At 66.4% G+C, this 24,591-nt stretch carries 23 protein-coding genes and 1 pseudogene; 12 read left to right on the top strand and 12 right to left on the bottom strand.

All coding sequences use genetic code 11. The features are described 5' to 3' along the window. Window positions 1–44: 44 nt before the first annotated feature. Window positions 45–935, bottom strand: a complete 891-nt coding sequence (locus K8O92_26640) for a universal stress protein (protein UAK31350.1) — start codon at window positions 933–935, stop codon at window positions 45–47. 93 nt (window positions 936–1,028) lie between these two features. Continuing rightward, a complete protein-coding gene (locus K8O92_26635; protein ID UAK31349.1) occupies window positions 1,029–1,379 on the bottom strand; it encodes a DUF1918 domain-containing protein in 351 nt (116 codons plus the stop codon). Window positions 1,380–1,643: 264 nt separating this feature from the next. Here K8O92_26635 and K8O92_26630 point away from each other — a divergent pair, with 264 nt between their 5' ends. Continuing rightward, window positions 1,644–1,988: a hypothetical protein gene (locus tag K8O92_26630; GenBank protein UAK31348.1), complete on the top strand. Its 345-nt coding sequence runs from the start codon at window positions 1,644–1,646 to the stop codon at window positions 1,986–1,988. A 154-nt stretch (window positions 1,989–2,142) separates the two neighbouring features. Beyond that, entirely contained in the window at window positions 2,143–3,006 is an 864-nt protein-coding gene (locus tag K8O92_26625; protein UAK31347.1) for a universal stress protein, read from the top strand. A gap of 495 nt (window positions 3,007–3,501) precedes the next feature. Here K8O92_26625 and K8O92_26620 read toward each other — a convergent pair whose 3' ends face one another. After that, window positions 3,502–3,807 carry a hypothetical protein gene (locus K8O92_26620; protein ID UAK31346.1) on the bottom strand — a complete coding sequence of 102 codons (306 nt, stop codon included), beginning with the start codon at window positions 3,805–3,807 and terminating at the stop codon, window positions 3,502–3,504. A gap of 120 nt (window positions 3,808–3,927) precedes the next feature. Here K8O92_26620 and K8O92_26615 point away from each other — a divergent pair, with 120 nt between their 5' ends. Together K8O92_26615 and K8O92_26610 are read left to right on the top strand one after the other, a co-directional pair. After that, window positions 3,928–4,260 carry a sporulation protein gene (locus K8O92_26615; protein UAK31345.1) on the top strand — a complete coding sequence of 111 codons (333 nt, stop codon included), beginning with the start codon at window positions 3,928–3,930 and terminating at the stop codon, window positions 4,258–4,260. 143 nt (window positions 4,261–4,403) lie between these two features. After that, entirely contained in the window at window positions 4,404–5,084 is a 681-nt protein-coding gene (locus K8O92_26610; GenBank protein UAK31344.1) for a hypothetical protein, read from the top strand. Between the two features lie 254 nt (window positions 5,085–5,338). Here K8O92_26610 and K8O92_26605 read toward each other — a convergent pair whose 3' ends face one another. Continuing rightward, entirely contained in the window at window positions 5,339–5,827 is a 489-nt protein-coding gene (locus K8O92_26605; protein ID UAK31343.1) for a cation transporting ATPase C-terminal domain-containing protein, read from the bottom strand. A 140-nt stretch (window positions 5,828–5,967) separates the two neighbouring features. Here K8O92_26605 and K8O92_26600 point away from each other — a divergent pair, with 140 nt between their 5' ends. Next, a complete protein-coding gene (locus K8O92_26600; GenBank protein UAK31342.1) occupies window positions 5,968–6,930 on the top strand; it encodes a DUF389 domain-containing protein in 963 nt (320 codons plus the stop codon). A gap of 202 nt (window positions 6,931–7,132) precedes the next feature. On the opposite strand, the gene K8O92_26595 is transcribed toward K8O92_26600, so the two are convergent. The 5 genes from K8O92_26595 to kdpF form a co-directional block, all read right to left on the bottom strand. Then, window positions 7,133–8,263: a potassium channel family protein gene (locus K8O92_26595; GenBank protein UAK35962.1), complete on the bottom strand. Its 1,131-nt coding sequence runs from the start codon at window positions 8,261–8,263 to the stop codon at window positions 7,133–7,135. A gap of 198 nt (window positions 8,264–8,461) precedes the next feature. Then, window positions 8,462–9,331, bottom strand: coding sequence for a potassium-transporting ATPase subunit C (locus K8O92_26590; GenBank protein UAK31341.1), 870 nt, complete (start codon window positions 9,329–9,331; stop codon window positions 8,462–8,464). Between the two features lies 1 nt (window position 9,332). Further along, window positions 9,333–11,489 carry a potassium-transporting ATPase subunit KdpB gene (gene kdpB / locus K8O92_26585; GenBank protein UAK31340.1) on the bottom strand — a complete coding sequence of 719 codons (2,157 nt, stop codon included), beginning with the start codon at window positions 11,487–11,489 and terminating at the stop codon, window positions 9,333–9,335. 1 nt (window position 11,490) lies between these two features. Further along, on the bottom strand, window positions 11,491–13,161 hold the full coding sequence (gene kdpA, locus K8O92_26580) for a potassium-transporting ATPase subunit KdpA (GenBank protein ID UAK31339.1): 1,671 nt from the start codon (window positions 13,159–13,161) through the stop codon (window positions 11,491–11,493). Further along, the gene (gene kdpF / locus K8O92_26575) at window positions 13,162–13,356 is read right to left on the bottom strand and encodes a K(+)-transporting ATPase subunit F (protein ID UAK35961.1); all 195 of its coding nucleotides are present in this window, start codon (window positions 13,354–13,356) and stop codon (window positions 13,162–13,164) included. A 488-nt stretch (window positions 13,357–13,844) separates the two neighbouring features. On the opposite strand from kdpF, the gene K8O92_26570 reads away from it, so the two are divergent. The 4 genes from K8O92_26570 to K8O92_26555 all read left to right on the top strand — a co-directional run bounded on the left by K8O92_26570 (window position 13,845) and on the right by K8O92_26555 (window position 18,848). Continuing rightward, a complete protein-coding gene (locus K8O92_26570; GenBank protein ID UAK31338.1) occupies window positions 13,845–16,394 on the top strand; it encodes a sensor histidine kinase KdpD in 2,550 nt (849 codons plus the stop codon). 64 nt (window positions 16,395–16,458) lie between these two features. Then, entirely contained in the window at window positions 16,459–17,130 is a 672-nt protein-coding gene (locus tag K8O92_26565; protein UAK35960.1) for a response regulator, read from the top strand. Between the two features lie 620 nt (window positions 17,131–17,750). Continuing rightward, the gene (locus K8O92_26560) at window positions 17,751–17,999 is read left to right on the top strand and encodes a hypothetical protein (GenBank protein UAK31337.1); all 249 of its coding nucleotides are present in this window, start codon (window positions 17,751–17,753) and stop codon (window positions 17,997–17,999) included. A gap of 348 nt (window positions 18,000–18,347) precedes the next feature. Next, entirely contained in the window at window positions 18,348–18,848 is a 501-nt protein-coding gene (locus K8O92_26555; protein UAK31336.1) for a hypothetical protein, read from the top strand. Between the two features lie 254 nt (window positions 18,849–19,102). Here the strand turns inward: K8O92_26555 and K8O92_26550 are convergent. Together K8O92_26550 and K8O92_26545 are read right to left on the bottom strand one after the other, a co-directional pair. Further along, window positions 19,103–20,454, bottom strand: a pseudogene (locus K8O92_26550) (amino acid permease). 85 nt (window positions 20,455–20,539) lie between these two features. Further along, a complete protein-coding gene (locus K8O92_26545; protein UAK31335.1) occupies window positions 20,540–21,754 on the bottom strand; it encodes an IS701 family transposase in 1,215 nt (404 codons plus the stop codon). 246 nt (window positions 21,755–22,000) lie between these two features. Between K8O92_26545 and K8O92_26540 the strand changes: the two genes are divergently transcribed. The 3 genes from K8O92_26540 (at window position 22,001) to K8O92_26530 (ending at window position 23,632) form a co-directional block, all read left to right on the top strand. Further along, window positions 22,001–22,396 carry a hypothetical protein gene (locus K8O92_26540; protein UAK31334.1) on the top strand — a complete coding sequence of 132 codons (396 nt, stop codon included), beginning with the start codon at window positions 22,001–22,003 and terminating at the stop codon, window positions 22,394–22,396. Between the two features lie 673 nt (window positions 22,397–23,069). Next, window positions 23,070–23,384 carry a hypothetical protein gene (locus K8O92_26535; protein UAK31333.1) on the top strand — a complete coding sequence of 105 codons (315 nt, stop codon included), beginning with the start codon at window positions 23,070–23,072 and terminating at the stop codon, window positions 23,382–23,384. Further along, complete coding sequence (locus K8O92_26530) at window positions 23,372–23,632, top strand: hypothetical protein (GenBank protein UAK31332.1); 261 nt, start codon at window positions 23,372–23,374, stop codon at window positions 23,630–23,632. Before K8O92_26535 ends, K8O92_26530 begins: the two co-directional genes overlap by 13 nt. 272 nt (window positions 23,633–23,904) lie before the next feature. On the opposite strand, the gene K8O92_26525 is transcribed toward K8O92_26530, so the two are convergent. Then, window positions 23,905–24,447 (bottom strand): TerD family protein, encoded by a 543-nt coding sequence (locus K8O92_26525; GenBank protein ID UAK31331.1) that lies wholly within the window; start codon window positions 24,445–24,447, stop codon window positions 23,905–23,907. Between the last annotated feature and the right edge of the window lie 144 nt (window positions 24,448–24,591).

Here is a 24,591-nt window from a genome sequence, read left to right as displayed (position 1 = left end):
CCGGCCCCACTTCAGCCACACCTGGACCCGTCTACCACACAACCTCAGAGATGACGCACGACGATGATGGGGCACTGTGCTGTATTCACGAGTGCGGAAGTGGTGGAGCGGGGCAGCATGCCCGTCGCGCCTTTGCGACCACGGCTGCCCACCACCAGCAGCTGCGCGTCCCGCGCTTCATCGGCCAGGCAGCGAACAGGACTGTCGCGCAGCAACACTCGTCGCACCGGCACCTCTGGGTATCGCTCGCCGAACCCGGCCAGGCTCTGTGCGAGCAGCGCGGTCTCCAGCTCGCGCACGGCGTCCCAGGTCGGAATCAGATTGGTCCCGCGTGTATCGCTCCACGCGTGCAGCGCGATCAACTCGACCTCGCGCCGGGAGGCCTCTTCGAACGCCAGGCGGACCGCCGGTATGCAATTGGGCGTTCCGTCCACTCCGACGAGGACCGGCTTGCCCGCGGACGCCGCATCCGTGGCCGGAGCCGAGCGAATGATCGCGACCGGGCAACGTGCGCGCCTGGTAACCGCTGTGCTCACCGATCCGAGCAATCCACGGCCGAACGCCCGGAGACGACGGCTGCCGACGACCACCATTCCCGACGATCGCGAACGATCGATCAAATACGGAAGGATCGGAGCGGCGATCAGTGCGGTTTCCACAGGTAGCGTCTCGTCGGGCGCAGCCTTCCGAGCCACCTCGAGAGCCTCGCCGAGCACTCGCTCGACGTCCAGGCTCCGCGCTGCGCCGGTGTCGGCCGAGAGTGCACTCGCGCCGAAGCCGGTCCGAACCGAGGTGACGATGCACAGTCTGCGCCGATACAACGCCGCATCCGCCGCCGCCCACGCCGCGGCGTAATAGGAGACGGTCGAGCCGTCGACGGCGACGATGGTCGGCCGATCGACCTGCCCCTGTGGTGGCGTCGTGTTGTCTGTCATGATATTCACCTGGAAGCCGCAGCTGCCCTACCTATCCTCGCCAATTGGTCTGCACATCCGGCTGTCGCTTCGCATCCCTGCGACCGCCCCGGATCAATCGCCTTCCGCGCCGCCGCGGAGAAACTGGCTCGGGGGAGGGACCACCGATGGGCCATCGGTGCCGGTTACTCGGGGCGCGGGCTTCGCGGCCGACCGGCTCGTCCGATAGTGCCTCGAGGAAAAGTGTGCCTCTGTGACTTCTTCTTGCACACGCAGTTCGTCGCGGGTCGCTATATGTGCGTCCGGCCCGGGGAATGTCAGTGCCCGATGCCCGGTATCGGTCCAATGCACCAGGTAAGGCGGCATTCCGTCCTTTCCGTGCACTTCCTCGATGAAACCGTGCCGAACCGCGCCGCCGACACTGCGACCTTCGACTATCAGCCAGTCCCCCACGTTCGCATGCATACCGCCCAACCTCCTCGGTTCCCGTCCGCACTCATCGTCGCAACGGGGCGAGTACCGCCGGTAGGGTCATTGGTCGCAGGCACAGGTCCTTCTCGGTGCAGCGTACGGCTATCGGTTATCCGCAGGGTGAGGCTGACACCCCAGTTTCTCGCGGGGCATCTGCACCATCGGGTGGAGGCTTCCCGTAGCGGGGCCGACAGCACCCGCCACTCAGGGCCATCGGACCCTAGGCGAATCGCGGCGGCCGGGAGAATGCTGAAAGCCATGGTCCCGAAGAGCGATTCACCGGCAGCGTCACTACACACCGCGCGCGAACGGTTCAACACCGTCGCCGAGAAGATCGGCACCTGGGTGCTGCCGACACCTCTGCGCACAATGTTGCGCGGCGGAACCGGCAGTGACAGGGTCGCGGCTGACGCAATTACCGAACGACTGGACGAAATGGAACACCGGGTGCTGCTGCTAGGTGACGCCGTGGCGGTTCTCGCCCGTGGGTTCGAACAATTGCCGAGCGATGACATTGATGACCAACGCCGGGCCGACGCGGCTCAGCAAGCCCACCGCATTCTCATCGCCGAGCATCTCACCACCGCGTCCGCACCGCAGTAGGCGTGTCGATAGCCGTGGATGTACCGGCAGCGGCATGGAAGCAGGCCACGTAACCGTCGTGGTCGCCCGGCTCGGCTGCCCGCACTATCCGGTGCCGTGCGCCGCTCATCGATCAGCAAGGGGTACCTGCGAGAAGCAGGAAGGAGTGCAACAGATGCCCACTATCAGCAATCCCCCTATCGTCGTCGGCGTCGACGGCTCCTCCGACGCGCTCGCGGCCTTGCGCTGGGCCGCCGCCGACGCCGCTCACCATCAAGTGCCGCTACACCTCGTCTACGCGATCGGAGTCCTGGGTGGCTTCGGATCGGGTATCGAACTCGGACAGTTCGATTTCGATGATTACTTGCAAGGTGTACGTCACACCTTGGAAACCGCCCGCGCGGCCGCCGTCTCCGTATCCGCGTCGATCGCCCAACTCGATATCAGCGCCGAACTGGTGGACGAGCCCCCGATCCCGGTCCTACGTGATCGTTCCAAGACCGCGCGACTGCTCGTCGTCGGCACGCAGGGGCTCGGCGCCATCAACCGCAGGCTACTGGGATCGGTCAGCACCGCACTGGCTCGGCACGCCGCATGTCCGGTCGCCGTCATCCCGGAAACCTCCACTCCATCCGACGGCCCGGTGGCGGTCGGCGTGGACGGCTCACCGAGCAGCGTGCACGCCGTCGAGGTCGCCTTCGACGAGTCCGCGTTCCGCGGCGTCGAACTCATCGCGGTGCACACGTGGTCGGACTTCCTGCGCTTCAGTTCACGCGCCGATATGCAGGAGGAAGGCGAGGAACTCCTCTCCCGAAGCCTGGCCGGATACGGCGAGAAGTATCCGGAGGTTCGGGTGCGGCGCATCGTTGTCGAGGACCGCCCCGCCGAGCAGCTACTCCAGATAGGCGAAAAAGCCCAGCTCATCGTCGTCGGCGGCCATGGACGCGGCGGCTTTCCCGGCATGACGCTCGGGTCGGTCGGTCAGGCCGTCCTGCACGCGGCCGAGGTGCCGGTGATCATCGCCAGGTCGGCGAGCTGACTGCTCATGCCGCAGGGAGCCGGTTGGGCTGGTTTTGCTCGCCCACGGCAGCAGCAGCGTCAGGAACACGTCTGCGTAAAGGAATGGAAAGAGGCCCAAAGACCCGGAGACGGTAACCAATTTCCCTACGACCTCGACGCTCATCGCGCGACAGTGGATATCGAGACCCGTGAAAGGAACCATCATGGACTGGCCTACTGCCGCCGTTGTCATCACCGCGATCATCGCGGCAATGGTCGTCGCGGCCACCTATCTATCGACTAGAAAGCCGTAAAGATCCGATGCTGTGGCATCTACCGAAACGGCGATCACCTCTGCGTCAAGTCTCGATATCTGTAATCGTCCGGACGTTTCGGGTGCAGAAAGGGCGAACACACCGCCCCCGCAGATATTGATCTGCTATGACGGCTTCGCCGGCGCTGCACGAGCTATAAAGGCCGCGGCACGCTGTTCGTACGCAGCCCGGCTATTGTCCTCTATGTCTCCCCGGGATTGCTACCCCATCATGTGCACACGGTGTCCGACGAAACACTCCGGCAGGAACTCGTCGAGGAAGTACGCTCGGCAGCTCGACACGACGCCATCGCCGTCGCCGAAGAAGGGGCAAGGCCGGCCAAGGAGGCTGGTCTCGAAGCCACAGTGCGAACCGTTGAGCGCGCCGACTCGCCAGCGGTCGCGATCCTCGAAGTGCCAGCAACGGAGCCTGTCGCGGCGGTGGTGATCGGACGGACGCATCGAAAAGGTCCTGTCCGAGCCGGACACACAAACCAGCGGATAAAGGCTTCGATCGCCGTCCGGCACCGATCTGTTGCCGTTCCTCCCACGATTGAGGGCCGATCGACTCTCGTCCGCGTGTGGCTGCCGTTGGACCCTGAACTGGCCGACGGGAACAACCCGTACGAGCGCACGAGAGGAGACGCAATGAAGGTCGAAGACGTTCTCGGCTCAGCGAAGGATGCCATGACGGTCCAACGGGTGTACGCCGAGCCCGTCGAGCGGGACGGCACCACCCTGATCGCTGTCGCCACCGTATCCGGCGGTGCGGGCGGCGGCACGGGCGCCGACAAGGCCGGACAGGAAGGGTCCGGCGTCGGATTCGGCCTGGGCGCCAAGCCCGTCGGCGTCTATGTCCTGCGCAACGGCCGACTGAGCTGGCGACCGGCTATCGACGTCAATCGACTCATCACCGTGGTCGGCGCCGTCACCGTTACGGCGCTGCTTGTCGGTGCACGAATCGCTCGGCTCGGCCGGTAATCATGCCACGAGCATCGCACGCCTGCCGTGTGATCAGCTGCTGGCCGAAAGGTTATCGCCCGCGTCGTCATGACTATCGGCCCTGCTGGGACCCGGACTGCTGAGCTGAACATACGAACAGACCCCCGACGGGAGGCACGAATATGCGATGGCCCGTTCTTCCGCTGGCCGCGGTGGCGGCGTTGGCGTTGCGGCACCGGATGTTGCGCTGGGGTGCCACCCCTGCCGAGGTGGCAGCCGAGTATCCCGGTGACACACTGGTTCCGGCCCCGACTGGCTGCTCGACCATGGCCACAACCCTCGAGGCGCCCCGGGAAACCGTCTGGTGTTGGCTGGTTCAGATGGGCGCCGACCGTGCTGGTTGGTACAGCTGGGACCGGTTGGACAATCGCGGGCGGCCCAGCGCGACACGGATTGTGCCGAAATGGCAGGACTTGCGCGTGGGCGACCGTGTGAATGCGACAGTCGACGGACGCATGTATTTCACGGTGGCGATCATCGATCGTCCGACGACGTTGGTGCTGCGCAGTGATCTCACGTTGCCCAGCGGCCGTCCTTTCGATCCTCGGGGCCCGCTCCCCCGGATGTTCACGCAAGGTGTGTGGGGCTTTCATCTCATCGAGCTACCCGGCGGACGCACTCGCCTGGTGGTGCGCACCATCGGACGGGATGCGCCCCGCCCTTTGATGGCGGTCACCGACTTCCTCGTCGGTCAGCCCGCTCACCTGATCATGCAGGCGCGGCAGTTCGCCAACCTGCGCCGCCGCCTCGGCGCCGCGGAGAACACACAGACGAGCGCGGGTGTCGTCTCCGATCACACGTGAGCCGGCGACAGCAATCCGGCTGCTTCCGGACGCCCCATGCAGGGACAAACGAGTCACGCTCCGCACTCGCGCGTCGGGGCGAACTGCCAAGGACGCCAGGCATGTTCATGTCATGGTGGCAGATTCCCCCGGCACCTGGCATCCATTCCGACCGAGAGTTGCTGCACGGAGTTACCAGCGTCTCGAACAGCGGGCCTATATGGTCGAGGCAGCGGGCCGCCACACAACCCACGTGTTCCAGCGCCGGTGTGCCCTCAGCGCCGGAGACGTTTATCTACCGCGACCACGACGCTCGCGGCCGCGGCGATGGCGAGGATGCGCAGCCAGGTGGCGGTGTCGAGGGGCGCGGTGTCGAACACGGTGTTCATGGCGGGCAGGTAGGTGAAAGCGAGCTGGCCGATCGCTTGTGCGGTGAGTCCGGCGATGACCCACGGATTGGAGAACAGGCCGATTCTCCATGCCGATCGCGTCAGGGAACGGCAGCTGAACAGGTAGAAGGCTTCGACCACGACGAACAGGTTCACCGCCGCGGTGCGGGCTTCGGCCAAGTCGGCTCCGCGGGTGAGTTCCCACTCGAACATCGACCACGAGCCGGCAACCAGCAGGGTGGAGACCAGCAGGATCCGCACGATCAGGGCGCGGGTGAGCAGCGGCTGTGCCGGATCGCGGGGCGGGCGGGTCATGATCCCGTCTTCTTCGGGTTCGAAGGCGAGCATCAAGCCCAGCAATACGGCAGTGGTCATGTTGATCCACAGGATCTGGGTCGGCAGTATCGGCAGCGTGGCACCGGCGACGATTGTCGGCCGCGTTCGGAAACTAGGTTGAGTCGATCGTTGGGGCGGATGGTGCCGATGCCAGCGGAAAGACGCGGCACACTATCTGGGTGTTGCGACTGCGAATGCTGGCTCCGAGCGAGATGACCGATGACGTGATCCGAATTCTGGAACAGGACGATGCCGTCAGCGGCCTGGCGGTGATGCGCGGCGCTGCGCTGCGGCCCAAGGGTGACATGCTGGTGGCCGACGTGGCGCGTGAGGCGGCCAACGACTTGATCCAGCGGTTGCGCGCGATCGGATTGCACCGGGTGGGCACTATCGAGATCGAGCCGGTGCGTACCTGGCTGTCTCGCAGCGGGTTCGATTGCGAGGTACGCACCCCCGGTAGCAGCGCAGACGCGGTGGTATGGGCTGATGTGGCCCAGCGCTCGTATGAGGAAACCGAGCTGAACTGGACCTATCTCAGTTTCATGACCTTCGCCACCGTGATCGCCGCGATCGCGATCGTGTTGGACAGTCAGATTCTGGTAATCGGGGCGATGGTCCTCGGGCCGGAGTTCGGCGCCATCGCCGCACTCGGAGTCGCGCTGGTACGTCGCCGATTCGCCTTGTTCGGGCTCGCTGTCCGCACGCTGCTGCTCGGCTTCGCCACCGCGATCGCGATCACCTTCACCCTCGCGCTGCTCGGGCGCGGGCTGGGCTGGATCACCGTAGAAGACGTCACCGGCCCGCGGCCTGGGACAGCCTTCATCTACACACCCGACAAATGGTCGTTCATCGTCGCCGTCGTCGCTGCCGCCGCCGGAGTGCTGGCGCTGACCTCCGCCAAGGCGGGAGGGCTGGCCGGGGTATTCATCTCTGTCACCACCGTGCCGGCCGCGGGCAATATCGCACTCGGCGCTGCTTTCGGTGTCGGGTCGGCCGTCTGGGGCAGCGCCCTGCAACTCGTGGTCAACCTGTCGGGAATGGCACTGGCAGGTTGGGTGACTGTGGCAGTGCAGCAGGCGGTGTGGTCACGGGTGTCGCTGCGGCGTGCCAAAGCGATGAGCACGCCGCGCCGGATGCTGTAGGCAGCAAGTGGTCGGTCCCGTAGCGATTGCCGCGAAATACCAATTGCCGGAGAAGTCGGTCTCCGGACTGTTGCGACGGCATCCCTGGCCTGTGGTCCGCCCCGCCTGAACACTTTCACGTGGTGGCAGACTTGGTCGCCGAGAACTTCTCAGGTTACGGCGGACCGCAGAGTTCGCCGTAGCCGCTGGCCCACGGGACGGGTCATTGCTGGGTGGTGACCCGGTGGATATACAGCAGTTCGTCGCCGACGGCCACGGCGGGTGGTTGGCGGGTGGCCGTGCGCAGGCGCTGTCCCTCGCGGACGATGCCGAGCACGATGTCGGGCAACTCCCTCGGGGTCAGGCCGATTTCGTGCGGTTCGGCGGGTCGCTGAGCGACAGCAAAGCCGTCCTCCGGGCTGAGCAGATCCTCTATCAACTCGACCACCCGCGGAGCGCCGGTAGCCACACCCATCAACCGGCCCGTGGTCTGCGATGACACCACCACCACCTCGGCACCGCAGCGACGCACCAGCTCAGAGTTCTCGCTCTGGCGTACCGCCACCGCGATCCGCACCGCCGGTGCGAGGTGGCGGGCGGTAAGGGTGGACAGCACCGCGGTGTCGTCGCGTCCCACAGCGACTACCACTGCCGCACTCCGGCTCACCACCGCCAGCTGCAGCGTTTCCGACGCGGTGCCCGACCCCCGCACCGTGACCACGCCGCGCCCGGCCGCAGCCTCGACTGCCTCCGGCGCGGTGTCGATGACGACGATCGATGATCGCCGAGCGCCCTCCTCGAGCATCGCTTCCACGGCCGCACGGCCTTTGGTGCCGTAACCGACCACCACTGTGTGTCCACGCACACGGCGCCGCCAGCACCGGATTCGCAAGCTTTGGCGCGAGTCCTCGGTCAGCACAGCCAATGTCGTGCCGACCAGCACGATCAGAAAGGACACTCGCAACGGGGTCACGACGAAGATGTTGACCAATCGTGCGGTCGGTGTCGCCGGAGCGATGTCGCCGTACCCGGTCGTCGACAGTGACACCGTCGCGTAATAGACACAGTCCAGCAGCGACAGCTGTCCATCATGGGAATCGGTGTATCCCTCGCGCCCTGAGTACACCACCAGCACGGTGGCCGTCAGCGCCGCCACCGCGTACCCAATCCGGCGGGCGATAGCCGCCAACGGGCTGCTGACCTGATGCGGTACCCGCACCACACCGACCAGACCGAACCCGGGACGCGACGCCAACACGCCTATACCCGAGGAACGCCGCCCCTGCGGCACCGGCCTCACCGCAGCCTGACCAAGGTCCGTACCGGCCTGCAGTAGATGTCTTGACGTGACCATCCCCGACACTGGGCCGCTGCCGCACTTCCGATCACCGAACCTCCCGGCCGCACACGCACCAACAACGCGCCGACCAGACTTCCCGGCACACCGCCGTACACCTTATCGCCGCCAACCCCCGCGCTGGACGCGATTGCCCATGCAGTGGCGCGCCGGATCTCGCCGCTGTCCCTGCAGCGCATGAGCTGACACGTCCTCTCATGCGCGGTACGGATAGCGGTGGTCCAACTCGATGTTCAGCTGAAGCACGTTCACGCGATGCTCGCCGAGGAACCGCAGAGTCCGCCTGCTGGTGTGTTCGTCTACCAGCATGCGCACCTGCTGTTCGGAAACGCCGCGCGCCTTGGCGACGCGAGTAACCTGGATGGCCGCGTACTCCGGAGAGATGTGCGGGTCCAACCCGCTGCCGCTGGCGGTGACGGCGTCGGCGGGTACCGCTGGGTCGATGGGAGCATCGCCATGGATCGGCACGATGCGGCCGGCCGAGTAACTCCGGCCCGGTTCTGCGCAGTCGACCCGCACGCCCCGATAGGTGTGCAGGAACGGCGTCGCCGGGCATGCCTGGTTCACGCTGACGACTTGCACCGGCTGCGATACATCTCCGTCGGAGTCGCGCGGGCCGATGATCGAGAGCACTGCGCCCACACCGTCTTTCGTGCAGAACGGACGGCTGCCGTCGACCCCCTCACGGTCGCCGACCTCCTTGCTTCGGGCACACACCGTGGTGAGCAGGCTCGCGCGTGCCGGGGCGTCGACGACGTCCTCCGGTCCGAGATTGCTCGCGGCGGTCGACATCGGATCGTACCCGTCGCCGGCAGCCGACGGACGGCTCTGGAAGTACTGCACCAGAGCGGCGCCGTCGGCATCGGTGAACGACTGCCCGATCAGGACGGAGCCCACGGTCGTTCCGTTCACCTCGACCAGCGAACCGTCCGCTTTCTCGCGCAGTCCGGGCAGCTGCGCGACCGCGAAGACCGCCAGGGGGTACACGATTCCGGTGACCACCGTGAGCGCCAGCAGCGCGCGAAGCGCGGCGAGATGTTGCCGGATCCAGGTCGAATAGCGCATATCAGGACATCCCGGGGAGGAATCGGACCACGAGGTCGATGAGTTTGACGCCGAGGAACGGCGCGATGATGCCGCCGAGCCCGTAAACGGTCAGGTTGCGGCTGAGCAACTTCGACGCGTTCGACGGCCGGTAACGTACGCCGCGCAGCGCCAACGGGATCAATGCCACGATGACGACGGCGTTGAAGATCACCGCGGACAGGATCGCCGACTGCGGACTGGCCAGCCGCATGATGTTGAGCAGGTCGAGACCGGGAAACAACGGCACGAACAACGCGGGGATGATCGCGAAGTACTTGGCGATGTCGTTGGCGATGGAGAACGTCGTTAGCGCGCCGCGGGTGATGAGCAACTGTTTGCCGATCTCCACGATCTCGATCAGTTTGGTCGGATCGGAGTCCAGATCGACCATGTTGCCCGCCTCTTTGGCTGCCGAGGTACCGGTGTTCATCGCGACGCCCACGTCGGCCTGCGCGAGGGCGGGCGCGTCGTTGGTTCCGTCGCCGGTCATCGCGACCAGCCGCCCGCCCTGCTGTTCCTTCTTGATCAGCGCCAGCTTGTCCTCCGGCGTGGCCTCGGCGAGGAAGTCGTCGACGCCTGCTTCGTCGGCGATCGCTCTGGCGGTCAACGGGTTGTCGCCGGTGATCATCACCGTGCGGATGCCCATCCGGCGCATCTCGTCGAAACGCTCCCGCATGCCCTGCTTCACCACGTCCTTGAGGTGGACCACGCCGAGCACCGCAGCCGCTCCATCGGTGACCTGACCGACCACCAACGGCGTGCCGCCTGCCGCAGAGATGCCGTCGACGGTCGCGCCGAGCTGGTCGGGCACCACACCGCCTCGGGAACGCACCCATTCGGTCACTGCGCTCGCCGCGCCTTTGCGCAACTGTCGGCCGTCCAGGTCGACGCCCGACATCCGGGTCTGGGCGGTGAACTCGACCCAGTGCGCGTGGGTCAGCTCGCCCGGCGTCCGCTCACGCAGACCGTGGGCCTGTTTGGCGTAGACGACGATGGAGCGGCCCTCCGGCGTCTCGTCGGCGAGGCTGGACAGTTGGGCGGCGTCGGCCAATTGGTCCTTGCTCACGCCGGGCACTGGGACGAAGTCCGTGGCTTGGCGGTTGCCGAGGGTGATGGTGCCAGTCTTGTCCAGCAGCAGCGTGTTCACGTCTCCGGCGGCCTCGACGGCGCGGCCGGACATGGCCAGCACGTTGCGCTGCACCAGGCGGTCCATTCCCGCGATGCCGATGGCCGACAGCAGTGCGCCGATGGTGGTGGGGATCAGGCACACCAGCAACGAAACCAGCACGATGCCGGTGACGCCGTGCACGTCCAGCGCGGCGGTGTCCGGCACCCCTGGGTTGTTCGCCTTGCTGAAGATCGCCATCGGCTGCAACGTGACGACCGAGAAGACGAAGATGATCGTCAGCGCCGCCAGCAGGATGTTCAGCGCGATCTCGTTCGGCGTCTTCTGCCTGCTCGCGCCTTCCACCAGCGCGATCATCTTGTCGATGAAACTGCGGCCCGGTTCCTGGGTGATCCGCACGATGATCCGGTCCGACAGCACGGTGGTGCCCCCGGTCACCGCCGAACGGTCACCGCCGGATTCCCTGATCACCGGCGCGGATTCGCCGGTGATCGCGGACTCGTCTACCGAGGCGATGCCCTCTACCACGTCACCGTCGCCGGGGATCACCTCCCCGGCCTCGACCACGACGTGATCGCCGCGGCGCAACTCGGGCGCGGCGACGGATTCTTCGACCATCCGCGCGCCCGGCGACCAATCGACCAGCCGCCGCGCGATGGTGTCGGTCTTGGCTTTGCGCAACGTGTCTGCCTGGGCTTTTCCCCGGCCTTCGGCGATGGCCTCGGCCAGGTTGGCGAAGATCACGGTGAGCCAGAGCCATACGACGATCGCCCAGGCGAAGAAGGTCGGGTCGACCAGCGCGAGAATGGTCGACCACATCGCGCCCAGCTCGACGATCAGCATCACCGGGTTGCGCCAAAGGGTGCGGGGATCGAGCTTGCGGACCGCGTCCGGCAACGAGGTCAGCAGCAGCTTCGGGTCGAGCACTCCACTCGGGACGCTCGTGCCCCGCCGCGGACGCGCGCGCACGGTCTGCGCGGCGACGTTCTCATCGATGACGGGACCGGACATGTCAGTGGATTCCTTCGGCGAGCGGCCCGAGTGCGAGCACGGGCAGGAAGGTGAGCGCGACCAGGATGACCGTCACGCCGACGACCATGCCGACGAACTGTGGCCGGTGCGTCGGCAGCGTGCCGATCGACGCGGGAGTGGTGCCTTGCCGCGCCAGTGAACCGGCAAGGGCGAGCACGAAGATGATCGGCAGGAAGCGACCGACAAGCATCGCCAGGCCCAGGGCGGTGTTGTACCACTCGGTGTTGCCGGTCAGGCCCGCGAACGCCGAGCCGTTGTTGTTGGCCGCCGAGGTGAAGGCGTAGAGCACCTCCGACAGACCATGCGGCCCGGAGTTCAGCATGCTCGCGCGCTGGCCGGGCAGCGCCACGGCCACCGCCGTGCCGACCAGCACGATCAGCGGGCTGATCAGGAAATACGACGCGGCGAGCTTGATTTCGCGCGGCGTGATCTTCTTCCCCAGGTACTCCGGTGTGCGCCCCACCATCAGTCCGGCAACGAACACGGTGATCACCGCCAGGATCAGCATGCCGTACAGGCCCGAGCCGGTACCGCCGGGCGCGACCTCGCCCAGCTGCATGTTGAACAACAGCATCAGACCGCCGAGGCTGGTGGAGGAGTCATGGGACGAATCGACCGCGCCGGTGGAGGTAAGCGTGGTCGCCGCGGCGAAGGTGGCCGAATTCGATACGCCGAAACGCTGTTCCACGCCTTCGGTCGAGGCGCCGATCGCGGTCGGCACGGTGCCGTGGTGCCGCAGCTGGAACACATTGGTCAACGTCACGCTGAGCAGCGCGATCGTGCCCATCACCGCGACGATCGCGTAGCCCTGCCTACGGCTGCCCACCATCCGGCCGAAGGTGCGCGGCAGCGAGAAGCTGATCACCAGCAGCAGGAAGATCTCCACCCAGTTGGTCCAGGTGGTCGGGTTCTCGAACGGGTGGGCGGAGTTGGTGTTGTAGAAACCACCGCCGTTGGTGCCGAGTTCTTTGATCACCTCTTGGCTGGCGACCGGGCCGCCGGTGATGGCCTGCTGGGTGCCGTTGAGGGTTTGCCCCACTTGGTCGTGCAGGTGGAAGTTCTGTATCGCACCACCCGCCACCAGCACGAGCGCGAACACGAATGCGATCGGCAGCAGGATACGCAGGGTGCCGCGCACCAGGTCCACCCAGAAGTTGCCGAGGTCGCCGGTGTGCCTGCGGGCGAACCCGCGCACCAGCGCCACCGCCACCGCCATGCCGACGGCCGCCGAGACGAAGTTCTGCACCGCCAGCCCAGCCATCTGCACCAGATGGCCCTGGGTGGACTCACCGGAGTAGTTCTGCCAGTTGGTGTTGGTCACGAAGCTGACCGCGGTGTTCCAGGCCAGCGCGGGCGTCATCTCGGTGCCCGGATCGTTCAGGTGCAGCGGCAATCTGTCTTGCAGGAGTTGGAAGAAGAACAGGAAGAGAATGCCGACCGCGGAGAAGGCCAGGACGCTGCGTGCGTACACCGGCCACGGCTGCTCGACGTCGGGTTGCGCCCCTATCACGCGGTAGACGAGGCGTTCGGCGCGAAAGTGCCGACGTCCCTCGTACACCCGGTACATGTAGTCGCCCAGCGGCACGTGCACCAGCGCGAGCGCCAGGATCAGTGAGGCCACGAAGACGACCCCGGCGGTTGTCGTGCTCACTCAGAACCTTTCGGGGAACAGCAGCGCCGCGACCAGGTAGAGCGCCACGCCGACGGCGAGAACCAGACCGATCAGGTTCGCGGTCACAAATTCTCCACCCCGCGCTGGACCAGCCCCAGCAGCGCGAACGCCACCACGGTGAGCACGGTGAACACGACGACCGACATGACTCGACAACCTCCATCCGCGCGCCATGCTTCGGCGCGACAGAGCGAGTGAAGCGCCCGTTCGGCTCTGCTGGTCACTCCCTGACGGTTTCTTGACGCCCCGGTTCATGGCATTTGCGGTTCGTTGACAGTCGGAGCGACGCCCGCAAGCAACGCGTCAAGGAATGGAGGTAGACCGTCAAAAGCCCGTAAAAATCGGGGTCCGCATGTGCGACGAAGGTAGAAGTGGAGGACCCGGCCCGGGGACTACGCCGGTGCGACCGGGAATCACCCGGCGGGTGGGAGGAGAAAATCGTCATGTCGGCAGTAGCCGTAGTCGTCTTGTTCATCTGCTGCGCGCTGATCATCCGCGCGCTCGGAACTCGAGAACAGGCACGCGCCCGCCAGATCGTGGTGATCGATGCTTACCGTGCGCGGCGGTGACGTGCGAGTGGCGCGGTCCGGACACCCGGCACAGCGCGCCGCAGCGACCTCGGTCGGTACGGCCGAGGAAGCTAAGCGCGCGATGATGAACAGGTGAAACGCGGTCAGCTGCGTATCTACCTCGGCGCCGCGCCGGGAGTCGGTAAGACCTACGCCATGCTCGGCGAGGCGCACCGACGGCTGGAGCGCGGCCGCGACGTGGTGGCGGCGGTGGTCGAAACACACGGCAGGCGCAAGACCGAGCAATTGCTCGCAGGCATCGAGCACATTCCACCGAAACCGATCGAGTATCGCGGCAGCACCTTCCCGGAACTCGACGTCGACGCGGTGCTGCGGCGCGCTCCGGCGGTGGTGCTGGTCGACGAGCTGGCGCACACCAACGCGCCCGGCAGCAAGCACCAGAAACGCTGGCAGGACGTGGCGGAATTGCTCGACGCGGGCATCGACGTGATCTCCACGGTCAACGTGCAGCATCTCGAGAGCCTCAACGATGTCGTCGAGCAGATCACCGGTATCCAGCAGCGCGAAACCGTGCCGGACGCGGTGGTACGCGGCGCGGATCAGGTGGAGCTGGTCGACATCACCCCGGAAGCGTTGCGGCGCAGGCTGTCCCACGGCAACGTGTATCCCGCCGAGCGCATCGACGCGGCGCTGCGCAACTACTTCCGCGCGGGAAACCTCACCGCGCTGCGCGAACTGGCGCTGCTGTGGCTGGCCGACCAGGTCGACGCCGCGCTGGCGAAGTACCGGGCCGACCACCGGATCACCGAGCTGTGGGAGGCACGCGAACGCGTCGTGGTGGCGGTGACCGGCGGCCCGGAATCGGAGACAATCGTGCGCCGGGCCAGCCGGATCGCCACCAAATCCAGCGCCGACCTGATCGTTGTGCACGTGGTGTGCGGCGACGGCTTGGCTGGGGTTTCCACCGAGCGGCTGGCCCGGCTGCGTGAGCTGGCGGCCAGTCTGGGCGCCTCGCTGCATACCGTCACCGGGGAGGACGTGCCCACCGCGTTGCTCGAGTTCGCCCGCGAGGCGAACGCCACCCAGCTCGTGCTCGGCACGTCGCGTCGCTCGCGCTGGGCGCGAATGTTCGACGAGGGCATCGGCTCCACCGTGGTGCAGCGATCCGGCAAGATCGACGTGCACATGGTGACGCACGAACAAGCCCACCGCGGGTTGCGGTACTCGGCGCTGCGCCCGCGCCGCCCCGTGGCCGCGTGGCTCGCGGCGGTTCTCGTGCCGGCGCTGGTCTGCGCGCTCAGCGCCGCCTACCTCAATGAAGTGCTGGATCTCGGCGGCATCAGCGCGGTGTTCGTCGTGGGTGTGGTCGCGGTGGCGCTGCTGGGCGGCGTCGTGCCCGCATCGCTCTCGGCGCTGCTGTCGGGCCTGCTGTTGAACTGGTTCTTCGCGCCGCCCCACTACAGCCTGACCATCGCCGAGCCGAACAGTTTCATCACCGTCGTGGTACTGCTGATCGTCGCCGTCGCAGTGGCGGCGCTGGTCGATCTGGCCGCGAAGCGAACCGGTCAAGCACGCAAGGCCTCCCGGCAAGCCGAGCTGCTGACCATGTTCTCCGGCGCGATACTGTACGGCGCGGATCTGCCTCGGCTGCTCGAGCAGATCCGGGAGGTCTTCGCGCAGCGTGCGCTCGCCCTGATGGCAGGTGACCAGGTGCTGGCCCAGGTGGGCGCCGATCCGCCGCGGCAGCCCTCCGAGGCGGACACCGTTGTCGAAGCGGGCGATGCCCGCCACTGGCTGCTGCTCGCGGGCCGTCCACTGGCCGCGGCCGATCGCCCGGTGCTCAACGCGGTGACCAACCAGGCCGTCGCCTTGGTGCGGCAGGCGCGTCTGGCCGAGGAGGCGGGCGCCGCCGCTGCCGTGCTGGAGGCCGATCGCCTGCGGCGGGCGTTGCTCTCCGCGGTCAGCCACGACCTACGTACCCCGCTGGCCGGAGCCAAGGCGGCGGTGTCCAGCCTGCGCAGCGACGACGTCGAGTTCTCTCCGGAGGACACCGCCGAACTGCTGGAGACGATCGAGGAATCGGTGGATCAGCTCACCGCGCTGGTCGGCAATCTGCTCGACTCCTCCCGGCTGGCGGTCGGCGTGATCACGCCGCAGCCGCGGCGGGTCTACCTGGACGAGGCGGTGCACCGAGCACTGGTGAGCGTCGGGATGGGCGCGCGCGGGTTGCGGCGCGCGGCGATGGACCGGGTCCGGGTCGAGGTCGGCGACGTCTCGGTGCGCGCCGACAGCGGCCTGCTGGAACGGGTGCTGGCCAACTTGCTGGACAACGCGCTGCGCCACGCGCCACGCGCGGGCACGATCCGGGTCACTGCGGAACGCACCGGCGACCGGGTCTCGATCGCTGTCGTCGACACCGGCCCCGGCGTGCCGCACGGCACCGAGGAGCAGCTGTTCGAACCGTTCCAGCGGCTCGGCGACCGGGACAACACCGCCGGAGTCGGGCTCGGACTGTCGGTGGTGCGCGGATTCATCGAAGCCATGGGCGGCACGGTGCACGCCGAGCCGACGCCGGGTGGAGGATTGACCATGCTGGTCGATTTGCCCGGCGGCGCCGAGCCGCAGAACGCGAACGGCACCGGCGGCGAGATCGCGCACGAGACGTCGAGCGCGGGTGAATGAGGTGCCGGTGACGACACAGGAGGCGGCGGTTGTGACGAAGACGCCCGAGGCGGTGGCGACCAAGGTGCTCGTCGTCGATGACGAACCGCAGATCGTACGCGCGTTGCGGATCAATCTCTCGGTCCGAGGCTACGAGGTGATCACCGCCGCGTCCGGTGGCGCGGGCCTGCGCGCGGCCGCCGACCGGCACCCGGACGTCGTGATCCTCGACCTGGGATTGCCCGACATGGACGGCATCGAGGTGCTCGCCGGGTTGCGCGGATGGACCTCGGCTCCGGTGATCGTGTTGTCGGCGCGCACGGATTCCACCGACAAGGTCGAAGCGCTGGATGCGGGCGCCGACGACTACGTCACCAAACCCTTCGGCATGGACGAGCTGCTGGCTCGGCTGCGCGCCGCGGTCCGCCGCGGCGCCACCGATCCCGACGCCTCGGCTCCTGTGGTGACCACCGAATCGTTCACCGTCGACCTGGCCGCCAAGAAGGTCACCAAGCACGGCGAGGCCGTGCACCTGACTCCCACCGAGTGGGGCATGCTCGAGATGCTGGTGCGCAACCGGGGAAAGCTGGTCGGGCGGCGGGAGCTGCTGCGAGAGGTGTGGGGCCCGTCCTACGCCACCGAGACCCACTACCTGCGCGTCTACCTGGCGCAACTGCGCCGCAAACTGGAGGACGACCCCTCTCACCCCCAGCATCTGCTCACCGAAGCGGGCATGGGCTACCGATTCCAGGAGTAATCCCTGCCAACCCGGATCGACTGCTGGACCTGAACCTGCCGAAATACGACGGTCCTCGAACAGATCAAAACCGACACGACATGTCATCGATCCCGGTCGTAGTTCTCACTACCTCCGGCCTGGAAGAACGCATCCTGTCCAGCTATCGGTTCGCGCCAACACCTACGTCACCAAACCAGTCGACCTCGACCGGTTCATGGACACGATCCAACAGATCGACGGCTTCTACATCTGAATCGCCGCCCTTCCCACCCACACCGACTCGAACTGCCCCGGCTGCCCACCGTTCTCATGCCACGACCAGCCGAGCGGGCCTCGGCATCTCGTCAAGGAACCGAGGGTGAGCGTCAGGATTTCGTCAAGATTACTGCGCGGACAGTGCGTCGGCAGGCACAGTGGCGGACGACGATCCGGAATCGGACAGGACGATGTCGACAGTCGCGCCAACACTGGTGACCGGGTTCGCACGCGTGCAGGCTCATGCTGCGGACGGCGAGTCTTGGTGGCTGCGGCGAAACCCTGCATCGCACCGATTCGGCAACCAGCCAGCCGAATCCGGCACCGGTCCTGACCCGCCGAATCCGTCGGTCCGAGACCGGACGGCGAGAACCGAGGAACCGATGGCACGCAGAGCCGACCATGCCGACGGACACGACTCGCCCGCGTCACGGACAGAGACCCGAGAGTTGCGTGCATTCCTGACCAGGTACCGCTACCTCGCACCGGCGCTGACCGTGGCGGTCGCGCTACTAGGGTTGCTCGTCGGCATCGGCGAGGGTGGCGTGTGGGCGATCGTGAGCGCAATCGGCCTCGGCGCAGTGACCGCGGCCGTCGCCTGCCTGGCCTGGGACTTGTGGCTGTACCCCTGAGGGTTTGACGAATCCTTATTGCGCAGGGCTTTCGTCCTTGACGGAATCCATACAGCCCAGCTCATAGGCTGGAAAATCGTGCACCCGACGCCTTGGCAGAACAGAAAAGCGCGACTCGAACAGCCCCACCAGACTGATCGGATATCACGACGGCGACGGGGTGGCGCACGTCTACGGCCTACTCTTGGAGGAAAGTGGCTGGGGGCCGCACTCCGCGGGAACTGTGTCTACCTGTGTGCCGCGGTCGGCTGCGTCATCACCTTTGTCCTTCTGTTTCAGCCGTGGCTGACCACAGGCACCGGCGGGACGGACGGCGTGATCCACGCGAACGCCTTCGGACGGATCCACGTGACCACCTTCTGGGTCGATCTCTGGGCGCAAACATCGGTACCCAATCCGAAAGCCAGTGGAACGTGGGGCATCCTCACCAGCGTCGCGATCATCATCGCGGTGTGCAGCGTGGCGGTCAACACGGTGACCCGCACCGCGGCGCTCACCCACCTGGTGATCGTTGCCATGGCGCTCGTCGCAATCTTCACCACCGCCACCGCGCTCTACCTGAACAGCAAGGGCGATGAACTGACGCGAGTGGTTTCCTATGCGACAGCCCGGGATCCGGGCACCCAGGTCGGATTGCTGATCCGGTGGGCCAGGGGCCACGACAACTATCCGGCACCTGGGTTCCGCCAAGTTTCCTACGCCACTCACAGCCTCACATGGTCTGCGATACTCGCCGTCGGAATCTCGCTGCTTTCCGCTATTGCTGTTATCCTACAAGGGATTCGAGGACGCAAGAATCACCGCTCAGGTCGAGGGTCGACAGCCTCGGATCAACAGGCGAAAACGTGATTTCGGTACCGCCCGCCGACGCGGCGCCCAGCTCCACCATCCAAATAGGGTTGTCCTGCCAGTCCCGGAACACCCTTGCTTGCCCGTCGGGTGCTCGAGTACCCAGTCCCGGCAGCTCACACCGGGACGGAGGCCGAATGGGCGCGGGCGATGTTGACGAGTACGGAAGTCACGACAGGTCCGATGCCAGGCGCCGGCCGGTAGAGTCCGACCGGACCGGATCGGTTACGTCATCGGAGTGACAACCGGCGCTGTCACGACTCCGTGACCGCCTCGGCGTCGGCGGCGACGTTCCGGACTCCCCGCGGACGCCCCGACCCAACCCACAGGCGGTACAACACCAGCGCGATGAGCAGCGAAGCGCCAATGGAGATGATCGGGCCGCCCCGGGTGAGGTGACCGCCAGGGTGAACCCGACCGCCAGCGCTCCGACGAGGTTGACAACGAACAAGCCGGTGCGGCGCTCACGTAGCGAGAAGCGGGACATCGCGATCAGACCGGACAGGAAGCTGACGAACACCGATGCGGCGTAGAACAGGACCAGTTCCTGGTCGCGTCCGCCGGCTGCGGTGATGACCGCGCCGGAGGCCAGCAAGAACACCACCACACCCCAGTACGGAGTGTGGTGGACGTTGATGCGGCCCAGCCGACTGGGCAGGATGCCGGTGCTCGCACCGCTCGCATGACGTTGACTCGCAAGGGCTTTGAGCAACCCGGGGCCGGCCTGGAACGAGGAGCTGGCCGCCGAGAGCAGCAGCAGCGCGGTCATGGCCTGAAAGGCGCCGAACACCGAGGCCGGCGCGACCGCGCGGGCGAGTTCGGTGATCTGGGTGGTGTCCTCGTGGAGGACGCCGATGCCCAGCCAAACCGATTGGGCGGTCAGTCCCAGCGTGATGGTCCCGACCACGCCCAGCGTCAGCCACAGCGTCACCTGGCCGAAGCGACGCCGGCCCGGGTCGTCGAGCTGCCCGAGCTGGGCGATCGCCGAAGAAGGGGCCTCGATGCCGGTGGCCAGCGCCATCGCCACCGGAAACGCCAGCGCCACAGCCAGCACCGGCGAATGCCCGGGGTCGGCGCTGGTGACGCCGGACGGGTGCGGCTGGGCGAACAGCCCGAAGCCCAGGACCGCGACGGCCAGCACGATAAACGCCACCGTCATGACCGCGAACACCGTACGGCCCACATGCCCGAACCAGGTTCCGCTGGCGACGGCGACCACCAACAGCAGCGCGATCGGCACCCGCCGCGGAGCCAGTGCGGGCACGAACGCGATGATCGCCGACGCCCCGGCCGCGGAGCTGATGGCGATAGTGAGTACGAAGTCCACGATCAACGCGCCGATAGGCACGAACGCCACGTCCTCGCCGAACGCCTCCCCGGTGGCCGCCGCCGCGCCACCACCCTGGGGATAGCGGGCCACCAATTGGTGGTAGTTGACGATAACCAGCACCACGATCGCGACGACCAGTCCCATCGTCGGCAGCAGGAGCGCGAGGTCGCCGTTCAGGGCGCGCAGCGCGGCCTCGATCGCGTAGGCAACCGAAGACACCGGGTCGGCCATCACAGCGAAGGCGAATGCGAACAGCAGCACAGGGCGGCTGTGCATCAACTGCGACAATCCGGTGTGCGTTTTAGCGGCTGACCTCATCGACGGGCCTTTCGGGAACTAGTACTCCAGCCGGACTTCGTTTTCACGGTGTGAGGTGGGATCGTCGCTGGTAGTGGCTGGTGCGGGCGCGGTGTTGGTGTCGGCGGCGCCATGTGGACCAGGCCAGGCGATGCCGGATACCGCGGATGGGGTGGATGACGAGGACGGCAAAGAGATGTCGGATCTCGTTGCGAGTCAACGGGATCAGCTTGTCCGCGGTCGGTTGTCGGGTGTCGGTGGGGGTGGTCGGGGTCGGTTCTGTGACGGCGAGGACGGTGAGGAAGGCGTGGGCCAGCATGGCCAAGATCGTCCAGCGCCGCCACGATCGCCAACGGCGGACCTGGTGCTGGTCCAGGCCGCACAGGCCCTTGCCGGTCTGGAAACTTTCCTCGATCGACCACCTACGCCCGGCGACGGCGACGAGCGTGTTCAGGGGCCCGGGATCGGGCGCATAGCAGTGGTAGTAGGCCAGTTCGCCGCTGCGGCGGTTGCGGCGGATCAGCAACCACCGATGCCCAGGCGCTGCGTCGTCGGTGTCGGGGTCGATGCCGATCCAGGCCCAGTCGTACTCCCGTGGGCCCTTCGCGCCGTCACCCGTCGTATGCGACTGCCAGCCGTGGCGAGGCACCTGCGCGGCCAGGTCGTCGGCGCGGATGCGGCCGGTCGTGGTACTCACGCGCCGATCGCAGGCGATCGCCAGGACATATCCGACACCGCGGGTTTCCAGTTCGTGCCGCAGCACGGGGTCGGCACCGTATACCTCGTCGCCGGTGACCCAGGCCGCGGCCACTCCGGCGTCGAGAGCGCGCACGATCATCTTCTTCGCCAACGCGGGTTTGGTGGCGAAGCCCACGTCCTCGGGGACCCCGGCCTCGGCGCAACGGTCACGGTCGGTGGTCCAGGACTTCGGCAGGTACAACTCGGTGTCGAGGAACGCGTGCCCGGCCGCGGTGGCGTAACCGAGATACACCGCGACCTGCGAATTCTCGATGCGTCCGGCAGTACCTGTGTATTGACGTTGCACCCCGACGGTCTTGGTGCCCTTCTTCAGGTCGCCACTTTCGTCGACCACCAGGACTGCCCCGGCGCTGCCGAGATGCTCGGTCACATAGTCGCGCAAGTCATCTCGCAGCCCGTCCTCGTCGACCACCGCTGCCGACAGCAGATGCTGCATCGCATCCGGACTCGTGTCGCCGGCATGCTCGGCCAGTGTCCAACAGTTCTTGTTCGGCAGCTCCGACATCATCCCAGCCAGCATCTTCGACGCGGTCCTGCGAGTCTCGACCCGGCAGAACCGCGAACCGACACGTGTCCTCAGATCATCGAACTCCCGCTCCCACCGGTCAGGGTCTACGCTGTCACCTGCGGCCACCGCTAATTCAGTTGTATCGCACACAAATACGACATGATCACGCGGTGGCCGCCCCACCGTCCCGGCCGCTACGCTTGGGCACTGGATGTCGATCCGGTGGTCACGGGCTCTTCCAATCCATACGATCCAGACATGAGCTTCGACATATTCGTGCAGGCATTCCGGGACGGCAACGCCAAGCCGATGCCGGCCGAAGCGTTTCTGGAGGTCTTCGGTCCTCACGTCGAAACGACGGAGCCGGACAACCGATACTGGCAGGTACACGCCCCGGACGGCGGCCGAGCCGACATCTACGCCTCGATCGTCGACCAGAGACTCGATAGCGTGCTGCTGAACCACTTCAGCACCGGAGACGTGCTCGACCTCGTCGTCGAATTCGCCCGCAAGGCCGGCGCGGTGATCATGCCCGTCGGCTGCCCGACCCTGCTCGTCGATGCAGGCCAGGGCCAGCACCTACCCGAGCCATTGCAAGACACCGCGCATCTCGTCGCCACAGGCGCCGATATCCTTGCAAGCTTCAATACGTGAGCAGGCACTACCACCGACGCCGATCACGAAGTCCGGCTGGAGTACTAGGCAAGGCTCAGCGATCGCCGACCAGACTTCCCGGCACACCGGCGACAGACTTTACCAACCCGCAGGCCAGGCGCACCGACAATCCGAGCGGGCGAGATCCGCTCAGGACGCGTGGCATGTCGCCCTGCCCCGGCTGGTCAACCAACGAAATCGGTGCGATACCCGCATAGGGGGCCGGACGAGGATCGGCGCAGAGCCCCGTTAGTCCGCCAGGCGAGACCGTACCGGTCTTCCGCGTGGTCGAGGGATCGTGCTGCGGCGCAGCTGCCCTCGCAGCAGCGCATTGTCGAACCAGGCGCGCGGAGAGGAACTCGAATCGAGGCAACTCGCCATCAGCGATGAAGGCACACGCATCAAAGGCAACGGCTCACAAAAGATCTCCCGAATCCGAATCGATTCCAATGCCGAGGGCCGTACCCCGCGAATCCGATTGCGGTTACGCTGCCCCGAACTGGGGGTCGGAGGATCGAATCCTCATACTCCAAACGACAAAAGGCCAGGCCACGCTGGCGTAGGGAGGGGGTTCCCGACCCCATGTCATCAATTAGCGAGGACCGTGTCATCACCATAAGGGGACAAAGGGACATCAGACAGATGAAAACGCGTTCTAGCCGTGGCGATCGGAGTGACGGTCTTGCTCGGAATGATGGCGATTCGCTCGTCAGCCGATCTCGATTCGATCAGCATCGGTGAGTTCGCCGCCCAAAGCCTCAACCTGACACTGCTGGCAATCGTCTTCGGCGCCTTGGCGATCGGGGTCGGCGCCGCGACCGGAAGGCGCGGCCCGGTCCTCGCTGGAACCGCGGGCGCCGGAGTGCTCGCCTACGCCGCCAACAGCCTCGCCGGTGTCATCAATGCCGACTGGCTGAAGTATCTCTCGCCGTTCCACTACTACATCGGCGGAGAACCGCTGCGCAACGGAATCCAATGGACCGCATGACCGCGCGTGCTGGTTTGACTGGGGGCGTGGTGGGAGTGGCATCGGCGCCGAGCCAGATCGCTATCGAGTGGCCGCGCACCGAAGTGGTGGGCACGACGATGGTGGCGCTGCCGGGCATCCCGTCGTGCATCCAACCGACTTCCGCTATCGATATCCGGCGGGTGCGGCTGGGTTCCAGGGTGATTGTCGCGGTGACTGCGACCTTGGTTGCGTCGTCGATTCGGATGCGTTCGGCGGCCACTGTGTAGTCTTCGTGGCCCGCTGCCGCCGCGACCGGGATCGCGACGAGGCATGTGAGGATGGCCAGGATCCGGATGGCGGATTCCAGGCGATCGGTGCCGCGCACCAACGGGTTGGGGCTGCAGGGATTGATCTGCATGACTGTCAACCGAATCGAGCGCAATCGGGACATCCGTTGTCACCTCCGGGTGTCGGGTTCGGCGTACGCCGGTGCTCGATCGCTCGCCGCCTCATGGCCTGTTCGGGGCCGAACTCGTTCGGCCATGCGGGGAGGGGCTGATCAGGTCAAGAACCGGTTCAGGTGGGCGATCGCCTCGACGGGATGTTGTGCCTGGATGGCCTGGTAAATCGGCTCGAAGTGCCATATTCCATCGGTGCGGGACACCTTGCCCATCACCAGGCCGGTGTGGGATGCCTCTGCGCTGAGGTCGTGACGGGCGATCTCGGCATCGGAGATGGTGTCGACCACCCGGCAGAACGCGTTCTCGATCTGGCCGAAGGTCTGCCCGGTGTAGCAGGTGACGAGGAAAATGACGGCGGTCACCTGCGGTTGGATGCGGCTCAGATCGACGGTGATGACCTCGTTGTCGCCCTTGCCTTCCCCGGTGGTGCTGTCACCGAGGTGGCGCACCGAGCCGTCTCGCGAGCTGAGTTGCTGGTGATAGACCACATCGGTGATCTGCTTATCGGCGAACAGCAATGCCGCCGCGTTCAAGTCGATGTCTTTGGCGTTCAAGCCGAACCAGCTGCGCCGGACCGGATCCCATCCCAGCGCCATGCGCAGGTGCTCCAGCCGTGCGCTGTTGTGATCACTCGATGTCATGAACCTGGTTTCCTTCGCGTACGGCGGGACGGGCGTGAATATCCGGACGGTCCCTCATGAAAGGGCAGACGGCAGGGAGCCGGAACTGGTGCGGCTGTGGGGTGAGAGTCCGGGGTCGAGCGCCAGCGGCAGCGGCATCGGTAA

Source organism: Nocardia asteroides (assembly GCA_019930625.1).
Taxonomy (GTDB): Bacteria; Actinomycetota; Actinomycetes; order Mycobacteriales; family Mycobacteriaceae; genus Nocardia; species Nocardia sputi.
The sequence above is the reverse complement of the archived record's forward strand: the minus strand, read 5'-3'. Positions and strand labels throughout refer to the sequence as shown.

Bases quoted from the DNA above. Each gene is read 5' to 3' on its own strand.
- K8O92_26640 (UAK31350.1), bottom strand. From the start codon at position 935: ATGACAGACAACACGACGCCACCACAGGGGCAGGTCGATCGGCCGACC.
- K8O92_26635 (UAK31349.1), bottom strand. From the start codon at position 1,379: ATGCATGCGAACGTGGGGGACTGGCTGATAGTCGAAGGTCGCAGTGTC.
- K8O92_26630 (UAK31348.1), top strand. From the start codon at position 1,644: ATGGTCCCGAAGAGCGATTCACCGGCAGCGTCACTACACACCGCGCGC.
- K8O92_26625 (UAK31347.1), top strand. From the start codon at position 2,143: ATGCCCACTATCAGCAATCCCCCTATCGTCGTCGGCGTCGACGGCTCC.
- K8O92_26615 (UAK31345.1), top strand. From the start codon at position 3,928: ATGAAGGTCGAAGACGTTCTCGGCTCAGCGAAGGATGCCATGACGGTC.
- K8O92_26610 (UAK31344.1), top strand. From the start codon at position 4,404: ATGCGATGGCCCGTTCTTCCGCTGGCCGCGGTGGCGGCGTTGGCGTTG.
- K8O92_26605 (UAK31343.1), bottom strand. From the start codon at position 5,827: ATGACCACTGCCGTATTGCTGGGCTTGATGCTCGCCTTCGAACCCGAA.
- K8O92_26595 (UAK35962.1), bottom strand. From the start codon at position 8,263: ATGGTCACGTCAAGACATCTACTGCAGGCCGGTACGGACCTTGGTCAG.
- K8O92_26590 (UAK31341.1), bottom strand. From the start codon at position 9,331: ATGCGCTATTCGACCTGGATCCGGCAACATCTCGCCGCGCTTCGCGCG.
- kdpB (UAK31340.1), bottom strand. From the start codon at position 11,489: ATGTCCGGTCCCGTCATCGATGAGAACGTCGCCGCGCAGACCGTGCGC.
- kdpF (UAK35961.1), bottom strand. From the start codon at position 13,356: ATGGCGCGCGGATGGAGGTTGTCGAGTCATGTCGGTCGTCGTGTTCAC.
- K8O92_26560 (UAK31337.1), top strand. From the start codon at position 17,751: ATGGCACGCAGAGCCGACCATGCCGACGGACACGACTCGCCCGCGTCA.
- K8O92_26545 (UAK31335.1), bottom strand. From the start codon at position 21,754: ATGCTGGCTGGGATGATGTCGGAGCTGCCGAACAAGAACTGTTGGACA.
- K8O92_26540 (UAK31334.1), top strand. From the start codon at position 22,001: ATGAGCTTCGACATATTCGTGCAGGCATTCCGGGACGGCAACGCCAAG.
- K8O92_26530 (UAK31332.1), top strand. From the start codon at position 23,372: ATGGACCGCATGACCGCGCGTGCTGGTTTGACTGGGGGCGTGGTGGGA.
- K8O92_26525 (UAK31331.1), bottom strand. From the start codon at position 24,447: ATGACATCGAGTGATCACAACAGCGCACGGCTGGAGCACCTGCGCATG.